Raw genomic sequence first — 21,237 nt, 5'->3', positions numbered from 1 at the left:
TCGCAGGGCTCCCGCGCGAAAGAGGATCGGGACGGGCAAGCCCGTCCCGGATTGGTCACTCGGCCCTCGGCAGGTCGGCGGCGATGAGCACGGCGGGGTCAGAGGATTCGTTGCGCCACCAATGCTCGAGCGCGCCGATCTCGGTGGCGACCTCGCCCACGCGGTGAACGATCGGCTCGGCACAGGTCGAGCGGTATTCCACGACCTCGCCCGACACCACATAGATCAGCGCGGGTCGGTCGGCATGGCTATGCCAGGGCACTTCGCCGCCCGGCTCGATGGTGAGCATGCGCACGCGCTGGTCGCGGCTCGCAAGTTCGGGGTGGTAGGCGCCGAGATCATTGACCGCGAGCACGATATCGGTGACGCCGATACCCTCGGCATGCCCCGCCCCGGTCGTCGCGGCGGCGACGACCTGATCCGGCGGACAGTCGCCGGCATTGGCAAACGGCGCCGCGCCGAACAGGGCGATCGCGCCGATCAGGAGTTTCTGCATCTGCTTTTCCTTCCGTGTCCTGGGAATGCGCCGGGGCAGCCGGCGATGGCCCAATGGTGAGGTCCGTCAGCGCGGCGTTGAAATGCCGGTTCGTTGTCGGGATCATGCGCGGCGCGCATCGCGGGGAACGTGGTGCCGCAGGCAAGACAAGCCCGCCGCACGGGGCGGTGGGCTTGGGACCGGGATGCTCGGCACCCTCAGATATCGCGGCACCCGGAACGCAGGCTCATGCGGATTTCCGGGCAGAGAACTCCGATGTCATCCAGGAGATGACCCGGCGGCGCCGAGAGATGCCAATGGGTTCGAACGCGCCGGACCAACCCTCGGAGGCATGCGCACGCGGCGACCACAGCACGAAGCTCCGCCGCTGAACCGGGCATGGCACAGGTGTTCATTTCGGGCTCACTCCGCGGTCCAGCCGCCATCGACCGGGATCGCGGCACCGGTGATCGAGGCAGCGCCGGGCGAGCAGAGAAAGGCGACCACGGCGCCGATCTCTTCCACCGTGACGAAACGCCGGTTGGGTTGTTTCTTCAGCAGCACCTCGCGGATGACCTCCTCGCGCGGGATGCCGTGCGAGCGCGCCTGATCGCTGATCTGCCGCTCGACCAGCGGCGTCCAGACATAGCCCGGACAGACCGCATTGGCGGTGATCCCGCTTTCGGCAAGTTCCAGTGCCGCGACCTTCGTCAGGCCCAGAATGCCATGCTTCGCCGCGACATAGGCCGACTTGAAGGGCGAGCCCACGAGGCCGTGCGCCGAGGCCACGTTGACGATCCGGCCCCAGCCACGGGCTTTCATCCCCGGCGTCGCAGTGCGTATAGCATGGAAGGCGCCGGAAAGATTGATCGACAGCACGCTCTCCCACTTGTCGACCGGGAACGAGTGGATCGGCGCGACATGCTGCACGCCGGCGTTGTTGACCAGGATATCGACCGAGCCGAAGGTTCGCGCGGTCCGCTCGATCATCTCCGCGACCTGATCGGGCCGCGAGATATCGGCGCCGTCATATTCGACGCTGGCGCCGGTTTCCGCGGCGAGTGCATCGCGCGTGCGGGAGATTTCGTCCGCATCCCCGAACCCGTTGAGCATGATCGCGGCGCCTTGGGCCGCGAGCGCACGGGCGATGCCAAGCCCGATGCCGCTGGTCGATCCGGTGACGATGGCAACGCGGCTGGCAAGGGGGAACGGCTTGACGCTGGCGGGCTTCGTGGCGGCGAGGTTCATCATCTGGCAGTCTCCTGATGCGGGGTGTCGGCCGGATTGCCCGGTGTCCGACGCTCTGGCGATTGTGGAGGCCGCGGGCAGATGGCGGAAATGCCGTCCCGGCAGGGTCGCGATAACCACGCCGCATGGTCGGTGGCGGCCGATCGCTCACGGATCCGACGCCCGGCCCCGCAAATCGATGTGAGGACCCGCGTCGCGGTGCTAAGCTCGATCACGAAGCGGCATTCGGGACCACGGAGATGGAGCTTCACGAGATCCGCTATTTCCTCGCGCTGAGCGAGACGCTGAACTTCACCCGGGCTGCCGAGGCCTGCAACGTCACCCAGCCGGCCTTGACCCGCGCGATCAGGTCGCTCGAGGACAAGCTCGGCGGCACGCTCATCCACCGCGAGCGTGGCAATACCCACCTGACCGAACTTGGCCGCACGATGCGACCCTATTTCGAGGAGATGTTCGTGCGGCTCGAGGAAGCCCGGCGCCAGGCCGAGAGCTTCGTCCGGTTGCGCCAGGCGAGGCTGACCGTCGGCCTGATGTGCACCATCGGCCCGACGCGGCTGATCGACCTCTTCGCCGGCTTCAACGGCCGCTACCAGGGGGTCGAACTCTGCCTGCGAGACGGGGCGGCAGGCCAGCTCGAGGAGGCGCTCGCGAAAGGCGGGATCGACGTCGCCATCTACTGCAAGCCGGACCTCGAGAGCGACGCGCTGCACAGGATACCGCTCTACAGCGAACGCTTCATGATCGGGGTGGCGCCCGACCACCCGCTGGCCAGGCTCGAAAGGATCCGGCTTCACGATCTCGAGGGTCAAAGCTATCTCAGCCGCATCAACTGCGAGTATCGCGACGTGATCCGGGAGCGACGGGAGGCCATCGGCATCGCCGTCAAGCAACCCTACAGCAGCGAGCGCGACGACTGGATCCAGAGCATGGTGATGGCTGGCCTGGGATTTACCGTGATCCCCGAATTCGCCGTGACGGTGCCCGGTCTCGTGACCCGGCCGCTGGTCGAACCGGAGTTCGTGCGGGAAGTCAATCTGGTGACGGTTCGCGGTCGTCCGCACTCGCCCGCCGTGGGCGCGTTCGTGCATGAGTGCCGGCGCTATCCCTGGGGCGAGAAGATGGCGGCCAGTCCGCCATCGCCTGCCCCGGTCGCGGCGGAATGATCTGGCTCAGGCGGCGTGGGATCGCAATGCGCTGGCCGTCGCGGGCGCGATCGGTCCGGTGATCAGCCGGGCGCTGCGATCGCGGCACAGGTAGCTCCAGGCCCAGCTCGTCGCGACCGCAAGCCTGTTCCGCGCGCCGATCAGAAACCAGAGATGTACCGCCGCCCAGAGAAGCCAAGCCGGCGTGCCGGAAAGGCGCAGTCCCGCGACCTTGGCCACCGCCGCGCCCCGTCCGATGGTCGCGAGCGATCCGGCATGGCGATAGCGGAACGGGGCGCTCCCGGTCGGGCGCCAGGCGATGCGTCGTGCGATCAGTCGCCCGGCATGCCGGCCCATCTGCCTTGCCGCCGGCGCAATTCCGGGCACCGGCCCGCCGTCGCTGGCGGCGATGACGATGGTGTCGCCGACGGCGTAGACGCCATCATCCCCGGAACGGAGAGGTCGGGCGCCACCCGGACCCGTCCCGCGCGATCGGTTTCGACGCCAAGCCAATTGCCCGCCGAGGAGGCCATCACACCCGCCGCCCAGACGATGGTGCGCGCGCTGATCTGCTCTGCACCGATCTGCACGCCCTCGGCCGTGCATTCGGCGACCGGAACACCGAGACGAACCTCGACGCCGAGCCGCTCGAGCGCCGCCTGCGCCTTGACCGAGAGCCGCTCGTCGAAGGCCGGCAACACCCGAGACCCGGCCTCGACCAGCAGGATACGCGCCGTTCGAGGGTCGATCCGCCGAAAATCACGGGCGAGCGCGTCGCGCGCAAGCTCGGCAATCGCACCGGCCAGCTCGACCCCGGTCGGACCAGCGCCAACGATCACGGAGGTCAGCAGACTCGCCCGTTCGGCAGCATCCTCGCCATTCTCTGCCCGCTCGAAGGCAAGCAGCACGCGCTGGCGGATCTCGGTCGCGGCATCGATCTTCTTCAGCCCTGGCGCGACGGGTGCCCACTCCGCGTCCCGGCCGAAATAGGCGTGCCGCGCACCCGTCGCGAGCACGAGGCAGTCATAGGGAAAGCGTCGTCCGTCCTCTGTCAGCACGAAACGGCCCGCGCGGTCGAGGCCGCAGACACGGTCCATCACGACGCGCGCATTGCTTTGTCCGCGCAGCAGCGATCGGATCGGCCAGGCGATGTCCGCGGGCGAGAGCGCCGCGGTGGCGACCTGATAGAGGAGCGGCTGGAAGAGGTGGTAGTTTCGCCGATCGATCACCGTGATCTCGGCTTCGCTGCGGGCGAGTGCGCGCGCCGCCCCGAGCCCGCCGAAGCCCGCGCCGACGATCACCACCCGGGCCCTGCGTGCCATGCCACGGCAGTGCGTCATGGCCGTACTCCAGCGATATCGGCGAGCACCACAGCGCCGCCATGATCGGCGCGCCGCAGCGCAACCTCGGGGCCGAGGGCAACGATCTGAGCGACGATCAAGCCGATACCGACCGTCGCATAGACGATCAGCGTGGCCCACAGATCCTCTTTCTTTCTGCCAACGCGCATGACGCTCCTCCTCCGGATACTCCGCCTGACGTTTCGCTCCCGAGATTGGCCGGGCTTCGCGCGCGGCGAAAATGCTGCCTCCCTATCGCATCGATGCCGCAACGGCATTCGATGGCGCGCCAGCCGGCGCGCATCCTGTCTCGCATCGCTGCATCGAAGGAGGAGGCCTGCGAATGGACACGACAATCGAACTCGACGGCCGGGCCCGGCCGCTCTTTCCGGCCCTGGCCTGGTCGACGCTCGGGACCGCGGTGCTGGCCGGTGCGGCGGCCGATCTCGTCTGGGAAGGCTGGGCTCGGATCGTCACGCCCGTCCTGGTCGGCGGACCGCTGCAACCTGCTGCGCTGGTCCAGTCGGTCTTCGGCTTCGAAAGCTGGATCTGGGCCGAGGTGATCCACGGCGCCGTCGGCGTCGTCTTCTACCCGCTCGGCTATCTCTTCATCGCCCGGCCGATCGCCCGCGTCGTCGTGCCGTTCCTGCCGTGGTGGATGGTGGGCATCGGCTTTGGCCTTGGCCTCTGGGTGTTCGCGCTTTATGTCATGGCGCACCTCATCGCCGGTCTGCCCGCGTTCCTCGACTTCATCCCGCTTGCCTGGGCCTCCTGCGCGGGGCACGCGATCTTCGGCCTCGTCACCGCGACCGTCGTGCATTGGCGCGAGGCGCACATGAAGGAGTGACGGTCATGAACATCGCGACAGGAGCGACCCGACGCACGGTCGACAGCGAACCCGCACGGCGCCCGCCGCTGCCTGGGCAGGTGGTGCTGGTCCTGCAGGGCGGAGGCGCGCTGGGCGCCTATCAGACCGGTGTCTACCGGGCGATGCACGAAGCCGGCATCGAGCCGGACTGGGTGATCGGCACCTCGATCGGCGCCATCAATGCCAGTCTCATCGCAGGCAACCCGCCAGAGGAGCGGTTGGCACGCATGGAGGAGTTCTGGGAGCGGGTCACGCACGGCCCCCTCCAGCGCCTCTTCGCCAGCATGCCGATGGTCGGAGGCACGATGGCGAACTGGCTGACCTTCGCCGGCGGCATCACGCCCTTCTTCCAGCCCAACCCGGCGGCCTTCCTCAGCCCGCATGCCCCGCTCGACGCCGAGGCCGCGGGCTATTACAGCACGGTTCCGCTGCGCCCGACGCTGGCGGCGCTGATCGACTTCGATCGGGCGAACGCGGGCCCGGTGCGCCTGACGGTCGGCGCTGCCAATGTAAGGACCGGCGAGATGCGGTATTTCGACAGCCGCGACATGCCGCTCGATGCGCGTCACGTGATGGCCTCCGGCGCCCTGCCGCCGGCCTTTCCGGCGATACGGATCGACGGGGACCTCTACTGGGATGGCGGCATTCTCTCGAACACGCCGGTCGAGGCGGTGTTCGACGACAATCCGCGCCGAGATGCGGTCGTGTTCGCGGTGCATCTCTGGAATCCAGGCGGCGAGGAGCCGCGCACCATCTGGCAGGTGATGAACCGGCACAAGGACATCCAGTATTCAAGCCGCGCGGTCAGCCACATCCGGCGCCAGCGCCAGATCCATCGGCTGCGTCACATCATCAAGGAACTCGCACACCGATTGCCACCCGAAGACCGGGCGCGGCCCGAGATCCGCCAGATGGAGGCCTATGGTTGCCTGACCCGCATGCATGTGGTCCGGCTGCTCGCCCCCAGCCTCCGCGGCGAGGACCACCAGAAGGACATCGATTTCAGCACGAGCGGAATCCGCGAGCGAAGCGCGGCCGGTTACGCCGACACGATGCGGGTTCTCGATGCGGCCCCCTGGGAAAGCTTCATCGATCCGCTCGAGGGCTTTGTCCTGCATGAAGACGGGTCAAGCCTCGGGCAAACATGACCCGGCGGTGCTCGGACCTGCGCCCGGCGCTGCGATGCGGCGCGATCGCGCCCCGGGACGCGGGCGACACCGGCACGCCTCGCCGCGGCACCGTGCAGCGTTGCGTCGACATTTGCGAGGAGCCCGACGGCCGCGCCCGACTTCGCCCTATCCTGGAGGATCCTCGCCGCCCTAATCTGCCCGCGGGCATCTCGCTGGGGTCGGGCGTTCACTGCCTGTACGGAGGCAGGATGGGACTTGGGTCGAGGCTGCAGACGATGATCGGCTGGGCGGGAGGGATCCTGGCTGCTCTGCTTCTGTGCCTGACGATCTCCGCGGGTGCGGCAGCACAGACTCCGCATTCCCGCCTCGTCACAGGCTCGACGGCGGAAACGGCGCCAGCGATCCCTCGGGATCTGACGCCGGAGATGGTCGACACGATGCTGGCGCGCCTGACCGATGCCGAGATCCGGGCGCTGCTTGCCGACGAACTGCGCCGACGTGCCGAGGAACGCGCCGCGGCCGCGCCCGCGGTCGATAGGCTGGCCGAGATCCCGGCGCGGCTCGTCGAGTTGGAGGCGAACATCCGCGCGCGCCTCGCCGAGTGGGCCGAGGCTTGGGCCGACATTGGTGCCCGGCGCGACGCCATTGCCGAGCGCCTCCGACTTGCGGGAAACGGTATCTGGGGCATGATTGCGGCCTCGCTCGCCGTGGCCGCTGCCGGGCTCATCGCGGCAAGGGCGGTCAGCCGCGCGACACACGGCTGGCGCCGACGCCTGGCCAATTGTGGTCGCGACACCTATTGGGATCGGGTCGGTCGCAGCTTCGCGCTTGGGCTGGTCGAGTTCCTGCCGATCTTCGCCTGGGCATTCGTGACGGTCCGCACGGCGCCCCTGTTGTCGGGGCCGCTTGGCCCCATGATCGACTATGTCTGGATCTACGAGGTCGGCGTCGCCTATGGCTGGGGCTTCCTGGTCATCGCGCGCCGTGCATTCGCGCCGGATGCGCCGCTGATCAGGATCAACAGCTTCAGCAACGCGACGGCCGGGCAAATCCATGCGCTGGTGCGCAAGGCGGTGCTGATCGGCGCTGGCGGCTGGCTCGTGGCGGGGCTCTCGCCGACGCTCGGTCTTGGCTACCCGCCGGCGCTGACAACGGTCGCACTGGCAGGCAGCATGGTGGCGGCGCTCTTCCTCGCGGCATCCATTCGGAACTACCGCCGGATCGGCAGCGCGGTCGCCGATCTGCTGATCGCCGACAGCGATGCGCCCTCCGCCTTCGCACGGCTCTCGGTCGCCGTCGCGCCGGTCGCGCTCGTCGGCTATCTTGTCTTCGCTTGGCTCTACTGGATCGCCAACTGGATCGAGAGCGGTCAGCAGCATCTTTACGGCCCCGCCGGAACGCTGGTCGTTCTGCTTGCGCTTCCGATCCTTGACCGGCTCGGCTTCGAGCTGTGCGACAACCTCAAGCGCGCCGACAGCGCCTCGGCCGCGCGATATCACGCGGTCTTTCACGGCGGCTGGAGGATGCTGATCGGCATTGCCGCACTTCTCTTGACCGCCGATCTTTGGGGGCTTGACCTCTACGGTCTCGCCAAGGGCGAAATGGCCTCGCCCTGGGCGGGCATGACGTTCGACATCGTCATCACGCTGCTCATCGCCCGCTTCGTCTGGCAGCTCATCCTCGCGGCACTCCACCGAGACCCGCGGGTTGCTTCCTCTGGAGAGGACGGCGATGACGAGATCCCGGCCGCAACACGGCTCGATACGCTTGTGCCGCTGCTTCGCAACCTTCTGCTCATCATTCTCGCTGTCGTCGTGACGATGATCCTGCTGTCCTCGGCCGGCGTGAACATCGGCCCGCTGCTGGCGTCGGCCGGTATCGTCGGCATCGCCATCGGCTTTGGGGCGCAGGCGCTGGTGCGCGACATCTTCTCGGGCGCCTTTTTCCTCGTGGACGACGCCTTCCGGGTCGGCGAGTACATCGAGCTCGACGACCAACTCCGCGGCGAGGTCGAGTCCATCTCGATCCGCTCGCTGCAGCTTCGGCACCATCGCGGCCCGGTCATCACCATCCCCTTCGGCGAGTTGAAGAACGTCATCAACCACAGCCGAGACTGGGTGATCTACAAGATGAGCTTCCGGATGGAGCCCGAGACGGATCCCCTGCAGGTGAAGCGCATCGTCAAGGCGGTTGGAAAGGAATTCCTGAGCGATCCGGAACACGGGCCGAAATTCCTCGAGCCCCTGAAGAGCCAGGGTGTCCAGATGATCGACGATGACTCGGCGCAGGTGTTTCGGGTCAAGTTCAAGTGTCGGCCCCGCGCGCAGTTCGTGCTCCGCCGCGAGATCTATCACCGGCTGCGTCAAGCCTTCGCCGAAAACGGCCTGCATTTCGCGCGCCGCAAGGTCGAGGTCGTCGCGGCGCAAGACGGGAATGACACCGTCCAGCTGGCGGCGGCAAGCGTCGGAGACGCGGCGCAGGACACCCCCGCCCGCCCCGCCCGATGACTGCCGAGGAAATGGCGGACAACAGGTGACGAACATTCATCTCCGCGAAGGAGCCGGCAGGGAACCGCCACCGGCGAATGGCTGCCATCGTCGCAGGGGGCCCCGTCGGAGACCCGCGCCGCCGCCGCGGAGGGGTGGCATCAGCGCGACGCGGCCTGAACCGTCCCTGCGGCCCAGGCAATCCGCGACTGGCTTGCGTTGGCCCTAGGGAACAGCCGCCGCCGCGCCGGTTTGGCGGAAGGCCGCGGGCGATACGCCGATCTCCTTCTTGAAGGCCCGGCTGAAGGCCGATTCCGAGGCGTAGCCAACCACCTCGGCGGCCGCGGCCACCGACAGCCCACGCCTCGCCAGCGCCTCGCGCGCGATCTGCATCCGCCAGGACGTGACATAGGCCATCGGCGTGACGCCGAGGCGCGCCGCGAAGCGCTCGGCAAAGCCCGTGCGCGACAACCCCGCCTCGCGGGCCAGCCCCTCCACCGTCCAGGCCGATGCCGGGTCGCGGTGGAATGCCGCCAGCGCCCGGCCAAGATGCGGATCGGCGAAACCCGCGACGCCGGACTCGGCGCCCCGCGCCTGCTCGATGCAGGCCCGGACCGCCTGGGCGAAGATCGCCTCGGACATCTTGAGCGCGATCAGGTCGCCGCCGAGCCGCGCGCCGCCAGCCTCGGCCCCGATCACCCGCAGCGTCGCCTCGAGCCAGGGGCCGGCCTCCTCGCCATAGCCGCGCAGGTGGATGAAGGGCGGCAGGCGATCGAACAGCAGGTGCCGCGAGCCCTCGGCCAGCGCAAAATGCCCGCAGATGAGTTGGGTGTCCTGCGGGCTCTCCTCGCCGCCCCAGACCAGCGTGCCGTGGCCGGGAAAGCCGGACCGCGACAGCACGTCGTCGAGCGGCAGCGCTTCCTCGGGCCCGGTGTGCCGGCAGGACAGGACGTGCGCCGCGCCATGCGGGATCACGATCAGATCGCCCTGCGCCAGATGGACAGGCAGCCGCGCGCCCGCGACCCGAACCAGCGCCTCGCCACGATGCGCGAAGTGGAACCGCGCGACATTGCGGAAGGGTGGGACGCGCAGCCCCCATGGCTCGGTGAAGCTCGTGCGGAAGTAGAGCGTGCCGCGGAGCGAGAGGCGGGTCAGGATGTCACTGAGCAGGTCCAGCATGCGGCCGAGTTTATCCGTGAAATCAGGTGCGTCCAGATCTCCGGACGCTCGGGCAAGAATCACGGACCATCCGGCATTCATGCGCCGCCTGAGTTGGGGCAACCCGATGGCACCGAAAACCGCTCAGGAGATCATCCGATGAAGGCCCTTTCCCTTGCCCTCGCCCTTGCAGCGACCGTCGCCACGTTCGGCGCCGAGGCCGGTGAGCCCATGAACGACCTCGAGATCGCTCACACGGCCTACACGGCCGGCGGCATCGACATCCGGTACGCCCATCTGGCGCTGGCGGTGTCCGAGGACGACGCGGTGCGCGAGTTCGCCCGGACGATGATCCGCGACCATTCGGCGGTGAACGAGGCTGCCGGCACGCTCGTCGCCGAGTTGAACGTCACGCCGCAGGACAACGCGCTTTCCCGGGCGCTGGTCGAAGGTGCATCGGCGAAGCGCGCGGAACTGACGGCGCTGACGGGCGCCGCCTTCGACTGCGCCTATGCGACGAACGAGCTCGCCTATCATCGGCTGGTGAACAAGACCGTTGCCGAGACCTTCATCCCGGCGGTGACGGTTGCACCCCTGAAGGCGCTGCTCGAGGACGCGCTGGCGACGTTTCGCGCGCACGAGGCCCATGCCGAACACATGGTCGCGGAGCTGAAATGCGCGGGCTGAACCTGCCCACGCGCCGGCGCTTCGGCCAGGGTCTGGGCACGGCCCTGGCTCTGGCCTGCCTCCCCCGCGCGCTCAGGGCGCATGACGGGGCACACGAGGTCGAGGTGCATGTTGCCCGCTTCGCTTTCGAACCCGCCCGGGTGGAGATCCGGGTCGGCGACAGTGTGACATGGCTCAACCGCGATCTCGCACCGCACACGGCGACGGCTGATGGCGGCGGCTGGGATACCGGGGCCCTCCCACAGGGTGCCGCCGGGCGGATCACCTTCGATACGGCCGGCCACCATTCCTATGTCTGCGCCTTTCACCCGCACATGAAGGGAGCAGTTGTCGTGCGCCCGAGAGCGGGTGCCTGACGCTTGGCGCAACCGACAGCCCGGGCGCTCGCGCACCGGCAACCCGTGATCGATGGAAGGATGAACATGAAACGCTTCTTCGAGAAACGCCTCGCCTTTGGCTTTCTCGCGGCTCGGGCAAGCGGCGGTGCCGTTGCACAGGTGACGGAGACACCGCCGACGGAGGTCGAGCCCGTGCTGCGCGTGCCCGCCGAGGACTACCGCACGCAGTGGGTGCAGATCGGCGCCTTCTCTCTGCTGGCGGAAAATCCGGCGGAAGGCGCCCGCGAAATTCACACCGTCCATGTCGAGCGGTCGGCCCTCGAGGCCTATCTCAGGGACGGCGATTTCCCCAATGGGACGAAGATCGTCAAGGAGGCGTGGTCGACGCGGACCGAAGTGCTGACCACCGGAACAGCCAGCTATGCCGACAAGCTTGAAGGCCGCTTCGTCATGGTGCGCGATGCGGCTGGCACGCTGGGGTCCGGCGCCCGGTTCGGCGACGGCTGGGGATGGGCTTTCTTCGCAGGCGACGAGACGAGGATGACCGTCACGGGCGACTACAAGGTCGACTGTCTCGCCTGCCACGAGCCGGCGCGCGATCAGGGACTTCTCTACATCCAGGGCTATCCGGCCGTCAGGAAGTGACCGCGGTCGCACCTTCGCCGGCACCGCGGCACCCGTGGCGCGGACGTGGCGCGCCGACGACGTGCTGTCATTCGGCGCGCCCCGGCACATCGCCCCGCGGTGTCCGCATCGTCCAACTTGCAGGAGACGGAACATGTCCCACCCCATCACCCTCGTGAGCCACGCGTTGTGCCCCTATGTCCAGCGCATCGCCATCACCCTCGCGGAAAAGGGCGTGGCGCATGACCGCGTCACGGTCGATCTGGCCGACAAGCCCGGCTGGTTTCTCGACATCTCGCCGCTCGGACGCACGCCGGTCCTGAAGGCAGGATCGGCTGCACTTTTCGAATCCGCGGCGATCCTCGAATTCCTCGAGGAGACGCAGCCGAACCCGCTTCATCCCTCCGACCCGATCGAACGCGCGCGCCACCGGGCCTGGATCGGGTTCGGCTCGGAATGCCTGGACGACATCGCGGGGTTCTATTCGGCGCCCGATCACGCGACGCTCGAGGCCAAGGCGGCCGCGCTGCGCGGCCGCTTTCGCACGCTCGAGAGCCACCTTGCGGTGGGTCCGTGGTTCGCCGGCAAGTCGTTCAGCCTGGTCGATGCGGTCTTCGCCCCGGTGTTCCGCTATTTCGACACCTTCGACGGGATCGACAGCTTCGGCATCCTGGAGGACCTTGCGAAGACCGCGGCCTGGCGCGCCGCGCTGGCCGCCCGCCCTTCGGTCCGCGAGGCCGTGGCCGATGACTATCATGACCGGCTGGCGGATTTCCTGCGGCGCAGGGGCGGCGCGCTGGCCGAACTCATGGGCCCACCGGCCGGGCGCGGGTCGCGCTCGACCGCGTGAGCGCGGGCGAATTGACGCTCAGGCCCCGAACACCATTGTGACGCGAAGGCCCGGCCCGGAATGGCTTCGGGACCGTGATTCACCGTCAGGCGACCGCTCACGCGTCTCCGGGTACATGTCAGCGCGTGCTCCGCACTGGAGGACCCTCGTCAGCCCAGGCTCCAACGGTCATTCCGCGGCAACGGGGGGTGTCCCGGCCGACGGTATCTGGCGCGGCAGGACCGCGACGGCACAAAAGATGATCGAAGCCGCGATGGCCAGCACCCGGAACAGCGTGTCGAAGCCCCAGTTGTCGTACACGAAGGCGATCAGGGGCAGCGAAACCGCCAGCACCGTGAAGCTCACGACGTAACGGACACCATAGATGCGGGCCCGCGCGGCGCCGCTCGCCAGCTTTCCAATCATGTAGTCGTTGATCGGGATCTGCCCGAAGGCGCCGAGCATGAAGCCCAGGGCCACCGCCAACGCCGCGGCGTCGGTGAGACCCGGCATCATGCCGAAGAACGCGATCTGAACTGCCGCGGCGACCATGAAGACGCGGCGCGGCCCATGCCGGTCGAGCATGGCGCCAACGGCCAGCTGCGCCATCGAGGCGATGGCAAAGACGACGAAGGCGAGCGAGCCGATCATGGTGGCGACCTCGCCCCGCCCGTCGGCCGATCCCGCGGTCCAGTCGGCCAGACCCTGCGCGAGGCCGTGAAGACGCTCGTCGAACATCTTCGGCAGCGCAAAGGTCGTGGACTGGAAGATGATCGAGGAAACCGCCGTCGTCAGGAAGATGATCGACGACACGCGAAGCAGAAGCCGTTGCTCGGTCGGGCCGAACCCTCGCCGGTCGGCGTCGGCGCGCGCGGCCGGCATGGCGTTGGCCATCCGGATACTCGCCCGGCGGAGCGCCAGGTAGGCGAACCCCACTGCAATGGACACGGCGCCCGGCAGCGCGAACGCCAGCCGCCAGCCGCCATGGTCGATGAGATAGCCGGTGATCAGCGCGGCGCTCGCGACGCCCAGGTTGCCCCAGACCCCGTTCGCCGCGATGCGCATGCCGGTGTTCTTCCATTTCATCGTCACGATCGCGAGGCCCACCGGATGATAGATGGCCGCGAAGACCCCGATCACGAAGAGGCCAACGCCGATCTGCAGCGGAGACTGCGAGAAACTGGTCAGGATCGATGCGACCCCGATGCCGATGAAGAAGACCACCATCATCCCGTCCCGGCTCCAGCGGTCCGCGAGCCAGCCGGCGGGCAGCGCGAAAACGCCGAACGCGAAGAACCCGGGCGTCGCGTAGGCCAGAAGCTGGGCATAGCCGAGGCCCCATTCCCGGTGAAGCGCCAGTGCCGCGACGGTTGCAAAGATCAGCGTGAACAGATGATCGAGAAAGTGCCCGATATTGAGCAGCAGGAAATGTGCGCGGTCCCGCATCGTCGTTGTCATCCGTCCTGCGGGGGCGGCGCTCTGCGCGCCCCTCACGTGCCCAGACAGGCTAGCCTTGTCGCGAATGCGATGCCCTGCCATCTTTTGTCGATCTTGCGCCAAATGGGCATGTCGTGAAACACGCACCGCTTCACTCCCGCAGCACGGACGCAAGGGACTATCAGGACCTGCCCCAACGGATCGGGGCGATGGTCAAGTCCTTCCCCGACGGGCACGCGATCGCGCCCCATCGCCACGATCGGGATCAGCTTCTCTACGCCGTCAGTGGAGTGATGCGCCTTCGCACCGATCGTGATGCGCTGATCGTGCCGGCGGACCGCGCGGTCTACATTCCCGGCGGCACCCGGCACGCGGTCAGGATGCATGGCGCCGTCGAGATGCGCACGCTTTACATCGCCCCGAGGCCGGGCGGGGAAACGGTTTCCGTGCTGCGGGTTCTCGCGGTCTCCACGCTCCTGCGCGAACTGATCGGCGCACTCTGCGACGAGCCGGTGGACTACGAGAAGGACGGCCGGGGCGACAAGATCGCGAGGCTGATCGAGGACGAGATCGACCGGGCCAGCGAGCTGCCGCTGAGCGTGCCGCTGCCTCGCGATCCCCGATTGCAGAGGATCTGTGCCGCCGTGCGGCCGACCCCGCGGACCGGCGCAGCCTCGACGCCTGGTCCGGGACCGCCGGCGCCTCGGCCCGCACCCTCGCGCGCCTGTTCGAGCGCGATCTCGGCATCAGCTTCGGCGAGTGGCGCCGCCGCCTGCGCTTCCATCGGGCGGTGGAGCAGCTGTCAGGCGGTGCATCGATCGCCAGGGTGGCGCAGGCATGCGGCTATCGAAGTCCCAGCGCGTTCTCGGCGGCGTTCCACAGCTTCGTGGGGACGCCGCCCTCGAGGTTCTCAACCTCCGACGATCAGGCGAGAAGCCCGACGACAGTTTCACGGCCTAACCGCGGCAACCCGGCCGCTTGAACGTCCCGCGCGCCCTCTCGACCTCGGCTCTGATCACGCAGCCTTCGACGTGATCGTTGATCACGCCCATGGCCTGCATGAAGGCATAGACCGTGGTGGGCCCGACGAACTTCCAGCCAAGCCTTTTCAGAGCCTTCGACAAGGCGATCGATGCCGGCGAGATCGACGCGCTCTGCGGTTCGGCAAGCTCGCCGGCGCCGGGCTCGAAACGCCAGACGAAGGCGGCCAGCGAACCTTCACGCTCGACCAGCTCCTGCGCCCGCCTCGCATTGTTGATGACCGCTTCGATCTTGCCGCGGTGGCGAACGATCCCGGCGTCTCCGAGCAGGCGCTCGACATCCTCGTGGGTGTATTGCGCGATCCGATTGAAGTCGAAGCCGTCGAAGGCACGCCGGAAGCCTTCGCGCTTGGCGAGGATGGTGCGCCAGCTCAATCCGGACTGAAAGCCCTCGAGGCTCAGTTTCTCGAAGAGGCGAAGGTCATCCCCAACCGGGAAGCCCAATTCGCCATCATGATAGGCGAGAAATTCCGGCGCTGCGCCGCACCAGCGGCATCGCGGCTTGCCGTCTGGCCCCTCGATCGTCGCGTTCACGTGTCGTGCCTCCGTCGTCTGGCCTCGCCCGAGACCGCCGCGGTGCAGAACCCCGGCGGTGTCCGCCGGGATCTGGGTTCAGTCGCGCAGGACTGTGGCGGCATCCGCCGTTGCCTGGCGAAGCGCCTCGCAACGCGCCGCAAGCTTCCGCGCGCGATCACGCGCGCAGGAACGCGAGGCGATCGTCCACCCGTGCCGGCGTGATCTCGAGGATCTCCGCCTCGACGACCGCCTCGGCGACGAAGGGGTCCTCGCTCACGCGGGCCCGAAGGTCAGCCAGCGACGTGCCGTGCGCAATGATTCCACCGCCTGCGTTCGGTTCGAGGCTTCCAACAAGCGAGAACACGCCGTCGTCGAATCCACGCCTGATCCAGTCCTTGTGAGCCTCCATGAGTTGGCCGGCGCGGGCCTTGTTGCCGGTGAACCTGAGCAGCACGATGAACATTCGATCTGGTCTCCATCAGGGCTGACGAAGGACGGATGTCCCTCGACGCCGCCGGGGTGACGGGCGGTTGCGGCGCTCAGTCCTCACGCATCTCGTGCGCCGCCTCGTCGACGCATGACGCCAGCCAGTCGCACATCTGCCGGACTTCGTGCCGGACGAACTGCTCGTCGCGGAAGGCGCTTGCGAGGGTGGCGACACCCTGGCTGCGCGCGAGAAGATGCATCGCCAGCGCATCGGCGTCCGCCTTGCGTCCGAGGAGCGCGAATTGCCGGCTCAGCCAGCTCCGGAACAGCGTGAACAGCTTGTTCGCCTCGGCATGCGAGACGTGATCGAGCTTCGCGAGCTCGGTGCTCAGGGTGCCGACCGGACAGCCGTAGAGCATGATCTTCGACTGGTTCGCGATCAGGATATGGATGAAGCTGCGGATGCGTGCCTCGGGACCATCGCCCTCGCGCTCCCAATTTTCGAGCATCTTCCTGGTGCTGTCGAGGCGCTGCTCGATCACTGCGTCCAATATATCGTCCTTTGACTTGAAGTGATGATAGAAGTTTCCGCGCGAGATCTTCACGGCACCCGCGATGTCCGCGAAGGAGGTGCGCTCGTATCCCTGTCGATAGAACAGCCGATCGGCAGCATCGACGATGTGATCTCGGGTAGACTTGCCGCTCATCAAACGCTCCATGGGCCCGCGCGACGCACCGCGAACGGATCCAACCGGTCTGCGGGAGCGCCGATCCCCAGCGACGCGACGCTGCCTGGATTAGGACAAATGTCCTAAAAAGCGTTTAGGACAATCGTCCTGGTTCGTCAAGCTCCGGAACTGGCCCCTGCGTGACGCCATCCACCCGACTGGCGCCAGCGCCCCGGCGATCCGGCGCCCGCAACCGGTCGCGACGGCAGCTTGCGGCGGTTGCAGGCGGGTTGCCCCGCACCCGGCTGACCCGCATTCGGGCGCCGCGGGACGGCCGCGTCCGGTCCCGAGCCAAACAAGGCATCCATGCGCTGATCGCGGATCGGGCGATTCCTGCGGCAGTATCATGGCCATTCGGGGCGGCTTGGAACCCCAGAGGAACCCGAAACGGAAAAGGCCGCCCCGAGAGGCGGCCATTTTCCTTCTAACTCATTGAAACGGTTGGCTCCGGCGGCAGGACTCGAACCTGCGACCCGCGGATTAACAGTCCGATGCTCTACCAACTGAGCTACGCCGGAACAGCCGTCTCGTCGAGTGAGGCGCGTATAACAAAGGCGTTTTCGCCAGTCCAGAGCTTTCCGGCAGGTTTCAGGCGCGGCAAGGCTTATGCCAGCGCGGGGCCGCGCCCCCCTGGGGGAGTGGCGTTACTGGGCGGCCACGGGCGGCGCGCCACCGTAGTCCCGGGTCGCCTCCGCCGCCGCCTGGGCCGTCATTCGCCCCAGCGTCACCAGCCGGTCGATCGGGATGCGGGCCGAGGGCCCGGACACCGAGATCGCCGCGACCGCTTGGCCATATTCGTCGAACACTGGCGCCGCGACGCAGCGCAGGCCCAGCGCGTGCTCCTCGTTGTCGATCGCATAGCCGAGCGCGCGCACCTCGGTCAGCACGGCCTCGAGCCGACCGCGCTCGGTCACCGAGTTCGCGGTCGCGCGCGACAGCGGCATGGTCGAAAGGATCCTCCCGCGCCGCATCGGGTCCATGAAGGCCAGCAGCGTCTTGCCCACGGCCGAGGCGTGCAGGGCCACCCGCCCGCCGACGCCGGTGATGGCGCGCATGGCGTGGCGCGACTCGATCTGGCCGATACAGACAGCCTCGCCGTCCGACTCGACGAACAGGTTCGCCGTTTCGCCCGACATTTCCATAAGGCGCCGCAAGTAGGGCCGCGCCAGACTTAGCTTGTCGCGGCTCCGCGCGAAGGCCGAGCCGACATAGAAGGCCGCGACCCCGACGCGCCAGACGCCGCCCTGCGGGTCGGGGCGGACGAAGCGCTCGGACTCGAGCGTCGTGAGCAGACGGTGTGTCGTCGAGGGCGGGAGGCCCGCCGCCTCGGACAGTTCGGTCAGCGACATCCCCTCGCCGCTCGCGGCAAGGTAGCGCAGGAGCGAGAGCGCCCGCGTGAGCGAGCGGACCTGGCCTGCGGATTTCACCTTTCCTTCCGTCACCGTCGCGCCCCCGGCATCATCGTCCCGAGACATATCATAGCGCCGGACGGGGCTTCGGGAAGAGCACACCGCACCATCTTCGCGTTTTCTGGAACGCTCGCCACCGCCGGGTGCCGACGGGCGCTCAAGCAACCGCGGCCGCGCCGAGGTCGAGCAATGCCGCTTCGATCGCAGCTGGCAGGGCCTCGCCCAGTGCCGCGGCGCGTGCGCTGTCGCCGGCATGGATCGCCTCCTGCATCGCGCGGGCCGCGCCGTCGAGCGCGTCGGCCCCGACCGACCCGGCAAGGCCCGTCAGGATGTGCAGTGCCCCGCGTATCGCGGTCTCGTCGCCGCTCTCGACCCCGGCGGCGAGCAGCGCGCCGGCATCGCCCAGGTCGGCCTGCGCCTTCTCGAGGATCTCGGCGAACGCCTCGGCACCGACGGCCTGCCGCAAGGTGGCCAGCGCCTCGCGGTCGACCGCCGCAGCGGGCACGGGCTCGGGCCATGCCCGGTCCGGCACAGCCTCGGCGACGGCGCGGCCGGCATCGCTGGCCGGGCCTCGCGCATCACGGCCGTTGCGGCGTCCGGCAAGGTCGAGGATCTGGCGGCCGAACTCGGCAATCGAGATGATGGGTTTCGCGATGACGCCGTCCGCGCCCGCGGCATCGATCGCCTGGCGATGCTCGCGCATCACATAGGCGGTCAGGGCGATCATCGGCACATCGCGATGCCGCCCACCCGGCTGGCGCAGCGTGCGGATCACCTCGATCCCGTTCTTCCGCGGCATCTCGATGTCCACGAGCAGGATGTCGAAGTCCCGCGTCTCGAGAATCTCGAGCGCCTCGCCGCCGTCAGACGCGACGGTCACGCCCGCGCCGAGGGCCTCGAGCATCTGCACCGCGACCATCTGGTTGGTCGGGTTGTCCTCGGCCAACAGGATTCTCAGTCCGTCGAGCACATCACGCCTCCGGGTCCGTAGAATGCCCGCAGGGGCCGGGGAGCCGGCAAGCCAGGGCGCAGGGGAACAAGCGGGCGCGGTGGAGTCACGAGACGACCCTGTCGCCGGAGCGGTCGGCGTCGAGCGCGCGCGCCAGCGCCGCGCGGTTCACCGGCAGCGGGCAGACCGCGTCGAACAGCTCGGGATGCTCGGGCGCGCCGGCTGCGACGACGCACGCGCCGGGAAAGCGGCTGCGCAGGCGCATCACCGACTCCGCCTCCTCGCGCCCGTCGGCAGAGAATATCACAGCGTCCACCGGCTGGTCGCCGGTGCTCGCGCCCTGCATCCGCCAGCCCTCGGCCTGCGCAAGGGCGCCGACGACGGCGGCGAGCGTGCGCGACTGCACGTCGATGCGGACCGAGCGCAGCCGTTCGGGCAGCCGCTGTGCCGGGACGCTCACCCGCACCGAGGCGCGCCCGGCCACCGGCCTCTCCACCACCACCCGGCCGCCCATCAGCTCGATCAGGCCCTGGGCGATCATCGGCGCCAAGGCGTCCGAGGCGAAGCTGCCATAGTCGACCGGACCGCGGTCCAGCATCTCCTCGGGCTGCCAGCCGGCCTGCTCGCGGCCATGGACGGCGGCGTCGATCTCGACATTCACGCTGCCGCCGTCATGACCGACGCGCAGGACCAGTTCGGGGCTGCCGACAATGTCGATGATGTGGGTGAGCAGGTGGATCAGCGCCTGGCGCAGGCGCACGAAGTCGCCGATCACTCGCGCCGGGGCGTCCGGCGAAACCTCGCATCGCAGGGCGAGACCCGCGCGCTCTAACCGCGGCGCGAGGTGGCGGTTCAGTTCGGTGCAGAGATCGGTCAGCGCGAAGACTTCGGCGCCGATCACCTGCTTCTCGGATTGCAGGTCCGAGAGGTCCAGCATGTCGCTGAGCAGGGTCACCATCTGGGTACCCGAGCGCTGGGCCTGCTCGACCAGCCGGCTCTGCGCCTCGGTCAAGTGGGTCTGGCGGACCAGCGCGAGCATGCCCATGACACCGTTCATCGGGGTTCTGAGCTCGTGGCTCATCATGGTGAGGAAGCGCGACTTCATGCGCGATGCCGCCTCGGCGCGCTCGGCGAGGGCCGCGCTCTCGCGCGCCATGGCGCGGTAGCGCCGCGACTCGAGAAGCAGCAGCAGCAGCAGCGTCAGGACGATGGCAAGCACCGCGCCCACGGCGGCCAGCGCGAGGAAGCTGCTGTTGCGCACGTTGCCGCGCACCTCGGCCAGCCGGTTCTCCTCGGCGCGGATCACGCGGATCGACAGCGCCCGAAGCTCGTCGCCATAGCCGAGGAAGTCCTGGAGGATCGCCTGCACCTCGGCCGCGTCCTGTTCGGCGATGCCGAGGATGGCGGGCTCATGGCGGCGCATCTTGGCGAACAGACGCTCGACGACACCGGCATGGTCGAGCGCGGCAAGCCGGCGCCCGACATCGCCTTCGCGGAACAGCAGGACCCGGCTCCACAGGATGTCGAAGCGCTCGTTCACCCGCTCGGCCCCGGTCTCGTCGGGCCCGAGCGCGAACTGCCCCATCGTCGCGGCGAAGCGCGACAGCTCGACCTCGACCTGCACCGCGCTCCAGAACAGGCTTTCCTGCGAGGCGCGCTCGAGCCCCTCCGAGCCCTGCTGCTGCGAGCGCAGCGCGACGCCCGCCGCCACCATTGCGCCGACGAGGGCGATGAAGAACAGGCTTCGCGTTATGCCGAAGGACTGGTTCACCTCAGTTCGATCTTCACGACCTGCCAGATCAGGCGATTGTTGTAGACGGGATCCTGCAACTCCTCGAAGTCGTCGAGCGGATACATCAGCCAGTGGGGCCCCTTGTCGCGCCGCGACAGCTCGCGCCCGTCCATGCGGCGCGCGAGGATCACGCCGTAGGCCTGGAAGTCCGTGATCGGGATGTCGATCGCGTAATCGTTCGCCGCGGTGAGCCGCGCCAAGGTCCACCCGCGATTCCCCACGAGCTTGAGAAGGTCGGTGACGAGGGGGCCTTCGAACCGGATCTCCCCGTCGGTGAACTCGGTCCGCGTGACGATGGCATGCGGCTGCAGCGCTTCGAGCTGCTCGGCCGACACGACGGTCTCGATCGGGGGCGTCGCCAGTGCATCGCGCACCAGGATGGAGCCTGACGCCGTCCCGGCGCGCGCCGGCGTCAGCGCCGCTACGAATGCCCCCACGCCCGCGAGGAGCACGAAGAAAAGAAATTTCCGACCCGTCGCCACCACGTTCAAGCCCTCCGCCACGTCGCCTCGTACGATGAATGCGCGTGCGACGACACCCTGCCCATCAGGGCGCCGCCGGTCCTAGGCTTAAACGATCATCCTTATCAATTCCCTTCGCGCCGCGTCGCAGAAG

23 protein-coding genes, 1 tRNA gene and 1 pseudogene are annotated in these 21,237 nt (G+C 68.3%); 10 read left to right on the top strand and 15 right to left on the bottom strand.

Annotated features, from left to right (window positions below; genetic code table 11):
• Window positions 1-55: 55 nt before the first annotated feature.
• Window positions 56-496, bottom strand: coding sequence for a cupin domain-containing protein (locus M1105_RS13925; RefSeq protein WP_249580981.1), 441 nt, complete (start codon window positions 494-496; stop codon window positions 56-58).
• Window positions 497-898: 402 nt separating this feature from the next.
• Window positions 899-1,726: a 3-hydroxybutyrate dehydrogenase gene (locus M1105_RS13920; RefSeq protein ID WP_319936796.1), complete on the bottom strand. Its 828-nt coding sequence runs from the start codon at window positions 1,724-1,726 to the stop codon at window positions 899-901.
• 236 nt (window positions 1,727-1,962) lie between these two features.
• On the opposite strand from M1105_RS13920, the gene M1105_RS13915 reads away from it, so the two are divergent.
• The gene (locus M1105_RS13915) at window positions 1,963-2,886 is read left to right on the top strand and encodes a LysR family transcriptional regulator (RefSeq protein WP_249580980.1); all 924 of its coding nucleotides are present in this window, start codon (window positions 1,963-1,965) and stop codon (window positions 2,884-2,886) included.
• Between the two features lie 6 nt (window positions 2,887-2,892).
• Here the strand turns inward: M1105_RS13915 and M1105_RS13910 are convergent, their stop codons facing one another.
• Genes M1105_RS13910 through M1105_RS13900 form a run of 3 tightly spaced genes read right to left on the bottom strand, consistent with a single transcriptional unit; the run spans window position 2,893 to window position 4,375 of the window.
• A complete protein-coding gene (locus M1105_RS13910) occupies window positions 2,893-3,222 on the bottom strand; it encodes a hypothetical protein (protein WP_249580979.1) in 330 nt (109 codons plus the stop codon).
• On the bottom strand, window positions 3,198-4,205 hold the full coding sequence (locus M1105_RS13905; RefSeq protein WP_249580978.1) for an NAD(P)/FAD-dependent oxidoreductase: 1,008 nt from the start codon (window positions 4,203-4,205) through the stop codon (window positions 3,198-3,200). Before M1105_RS13905 ends, M1105_RS13910 begins: the two co-directional genes overlap by 25 nt.
• Window positions 4,202-4,375, bottom strand: a complete 174-nt coding sequence (locus tag M1105_RS13900; protein ID WP_249580977.1) for a hypothetical protein — start codon at window positions 4,373-4,375, stop codon at window positions 4,202-4,204. The genes M1105_RS13905 and M1105_RS13900 overlap by 4 nt, the downstream gene beginning before the upstream one ends.
• 173 nt (window positions 4,376-4,548) lie before the next feature.
• Here M1105_RS13900 and M1105_RS13895 point away from each other — a divergent pair, with 173 nt between their 5' ends.
• From M1105_RS13895 to M1105_RS13885, 3 genes are all read left to right on the top strand, one after another.
• Window positions 4,549-5,052, top strand: a complete 504-nt coding sequence (locus tag M1105_RS13895; protein WP_249580976.1) for a hypothetical protein — start codon at window positions 4,549-4,551, stop codon at window positions 5,050-5,052.
• Between the two features lie 5 nt (window positions 5,053-5,057).
• Window positions 5,058-6,221 carry a patatin-like phospholipase family protein gene (locus M1105_RS13890; protein ID WP_249580975.1) on the top strand — a complete coding sequence of 388 codons (1,164 nt, stop codon included), beginning with the start codon at window positions 5,058-5,060 and terminating at the stop codon, window positions 6,219-6,221.
• Window positions 6,222-6,628: 407 nt separating this feature from the next.
• Entirely contained in the window at window positions 6,629-8,710 is a 2,082-nt protein-coding gene (locus tag M1105_RS13885; RefSeq protein ID WP_249580974.1) for a mechanosensitive ion channel family protein, read from the top strand.
• A 204-nt stretch (window positions 8,711-8,914) separates the two neighbouring features.
• On the opposite strand, the gene M1105_RS13880 is transcribed toward M1105_RS13885, so the two are convergent.
• Window positions 8,915-9,868, bottom strand: coding sequence for an AraC family transcriptional regulator (locus M1105_RS13880; protein ID WP_249580973.1), 954 nt, complete (start codon window positions 9,866-9,868; stop codon window positions 8,915-8,917).
• A gap of 138 nt (window positions 9,869-10,006) precedes the next feature.
• Here M1105_RS13880 and M1105_RS13875 point away from each other — a divergent pair, with 138 nt between their 5' ends.
• The 4 genes from M1105_RS13875 (at window position 10,007) to M1105_RS13860 (ending at window position 12,346) form a co-directional block, all read left to right on the top strand.
• Window positions 10,007-10,534 carry a DUF4142 domain-containing protein gene (locus M1105_RS13875; protein ID WP_249580972.1) on the top strand — a complete coding sequence of 176 codons (528 nt, stop codon included), beginning with the start codon at window positions 10,007-10,009 and terminating at the stop codon, window positions 10,532-10,534.
• Complete coding sequence (locus M1105_RS13870; RefSeq protein WP_249580971.1) at window positions 10,522-10,890, top strand: cupredoxin domain-containing protein; 369 nt, start codon at window positions 10,522-10,524, stop codon at window positions 10,888-10,890. Before M1105_RS13875 ends, M1105_RS13870 begins: the two co-directional genes overlap by 13 nt.
• A 66-nt stretch (window positions 10,891-10,956) precedes the next feature.
• Complete coding sequence (locus M1105_RS13865; protein WP_249580970.1) at window positions 10,957-11,517, top strand: cytochrome P460 family protein; 561 nt, start codon at window positions 10,957-10,959, stop codon at window positions 11,515-11,517.
• A gap of 133 nt (window positions 11,518-11,650) precedes the next feature.
• Entirely contained in the window at window positions 11,651-12,346 is a 696-nt protein-coding gene (locus M1105_RS13860) for a glutathione S-transferase family protein (protein WP_249580969.1), read from the top strand.
• Between the two features lie 168 nt (window positions 12,347-12,514).
• Here M1105_RS13860 and M1105_RS13855 read toward each other — a convergent pair whose 3' ends face one another.
• Complete coding sequence (locus tag M1105_RS13855) at window positions 12,515-13,936, bottom strand: MFS transporter (RefSeq protein WP_249580968.1); 1,422 nt, start codon at window positions 13,934-13,936, stop codon at window positions 12,515-12,517.
• 35 nt (window positions 13,937-13,971) lie between these two features.
• Here M1105_RS13855 and M1105_RS20980 point away from each other — a divergent pair.
• Window positions 13,972-14,289, top strand: a pseudogene (locus M1105_RS20980) (AraC family ligand binding domain-containing protein); the annotation flags it as partial.
• Window positions 14,262-14,744, top strand: a complete 483-nt coding sequence (locus tag M1105_RS20975) for a helix-turn-helix domain-containing protein (protein WP_406600625.1) — start codon at window positions 14,262-14,264, stop codon at window positions 14,742-14,744. The pseudogene M1105_RS20980 and the gene M1105_RS20975, both read left to right, overlap by 28 nt.
• Here the strand turns inward: M1105_RS20975 and M1105_RS13850 are convergent.
• The 8 genes from M1105_RS13850 to M1105_RS13815 form a co-directional block, all read right to left on the bottom strand.
• On the bottom strand, window positions 14,719-15,336 hold the full coding sequence (locus M1105_RS13850) for a DNA-3-methyladenine glycosylase I (RefSeq protein ID WP_249580967.1): 618 nt from the start codon (window positions 15,334-15,336) through the stop codon (window positions 14,719-14,721). The two genes, M1105_RS20975 and M1105_RS13850, sit on opposite strands and share 26 nt — an antisense overlap.
• Before the next feature lie 157 nt (window positions 15,337-15,493).
• Entirely contained in the window at window positions 15,494-15,781 is a 288-nt protein-coding gene (locus tag M1105_RS13845; RefSeq protein ID WP_249580966.1) for a YciI family protein, read from the bottom strand.
• A 76-nt stretch (window positions 15,782-15,857) separates the two neighbouring features.
• Complete coding sequence (locus tag M1105_RS13840) at window positions 15,858-16,451, bottom strand: TetR/AcrR family transcriptional regulator (protein WP_249580965.1); 594 nt, start codon at window positions 16,449-16,451, stop codon at window positions 15,858-15,860.
• Window positions 16,452-16,914: 463 nt separating this feature from the next.
• Window positions 16,915-16,990 (bottom strand) — tRNA-Asn (locus M1105_RS13835).
• 126 nt (window positions 16,991-17,116) lie between these two features.
• Window positions 17,117-17,899 carry an IclR family transcriptional regulator gene (locus M1105_RS13830; RefSeq protein WP_249580964.1) on the bottom strand — a complete coding sequence of 261 codons (783 nt, stop codon included), beginning with the start codon at window positions 17,897-17,899 and terminating at the stop codon, window positions 17,117-17,119.
• A 139-nt stretch (window positions 17,900-18,038) separates the two neighbouring features.
• On the bottom strand, window positions 18,039-18,851 hold the full coding sequence (locus tag M1105_RS13825) for a response regulator (RefSeq protein ID WP_249580963.1): 813 nt from the start codon (window positions 18,849-18,851) through the stop codon (window positions 18,039-18,041).
• Between the two features lie 85 nt (window positions 18,852-18,936).
• Window positions 18,937-20,601, bottom strand: coding sequence for a sensor histidine kinase (locus M1105_RS20850; protein ID WP_249580962.1), 1,665 nt, complete (start codon window positions 20,599-20,601; stop codon window positions 18,937-18,939).
• On the bottom strand, window positions 20,598-21,125 hold the full coding sequence (locus M1105_RS13815) for a hypothetical protein (RefSeq protein WP_249580961.1): 528 nt from the start codon (window positions 21,123-21,125) through the stop codon (window positions 20,598-20,600). Before M1105_RS13815 ends, M1105_RS20850 begins: the two co-directional genes overlap by 4 nt.
• Window positions 21,126-21,237 lie beyond the last annotated feature (112 nt).

It is taken from the genome of Thermohalobaculum sediminis (assembly GCF_023487995.1).
GTDB lineage: Bacteria > Pseudomonadota > Alphaproteobacteria > Rhodobacterales > Rhodobacteraceae > Thermohalobaculum > Thermohalobaculum sediminis.
This window is presented reverse-complemented; position numbering and strand designations above follow the sequence as displayed.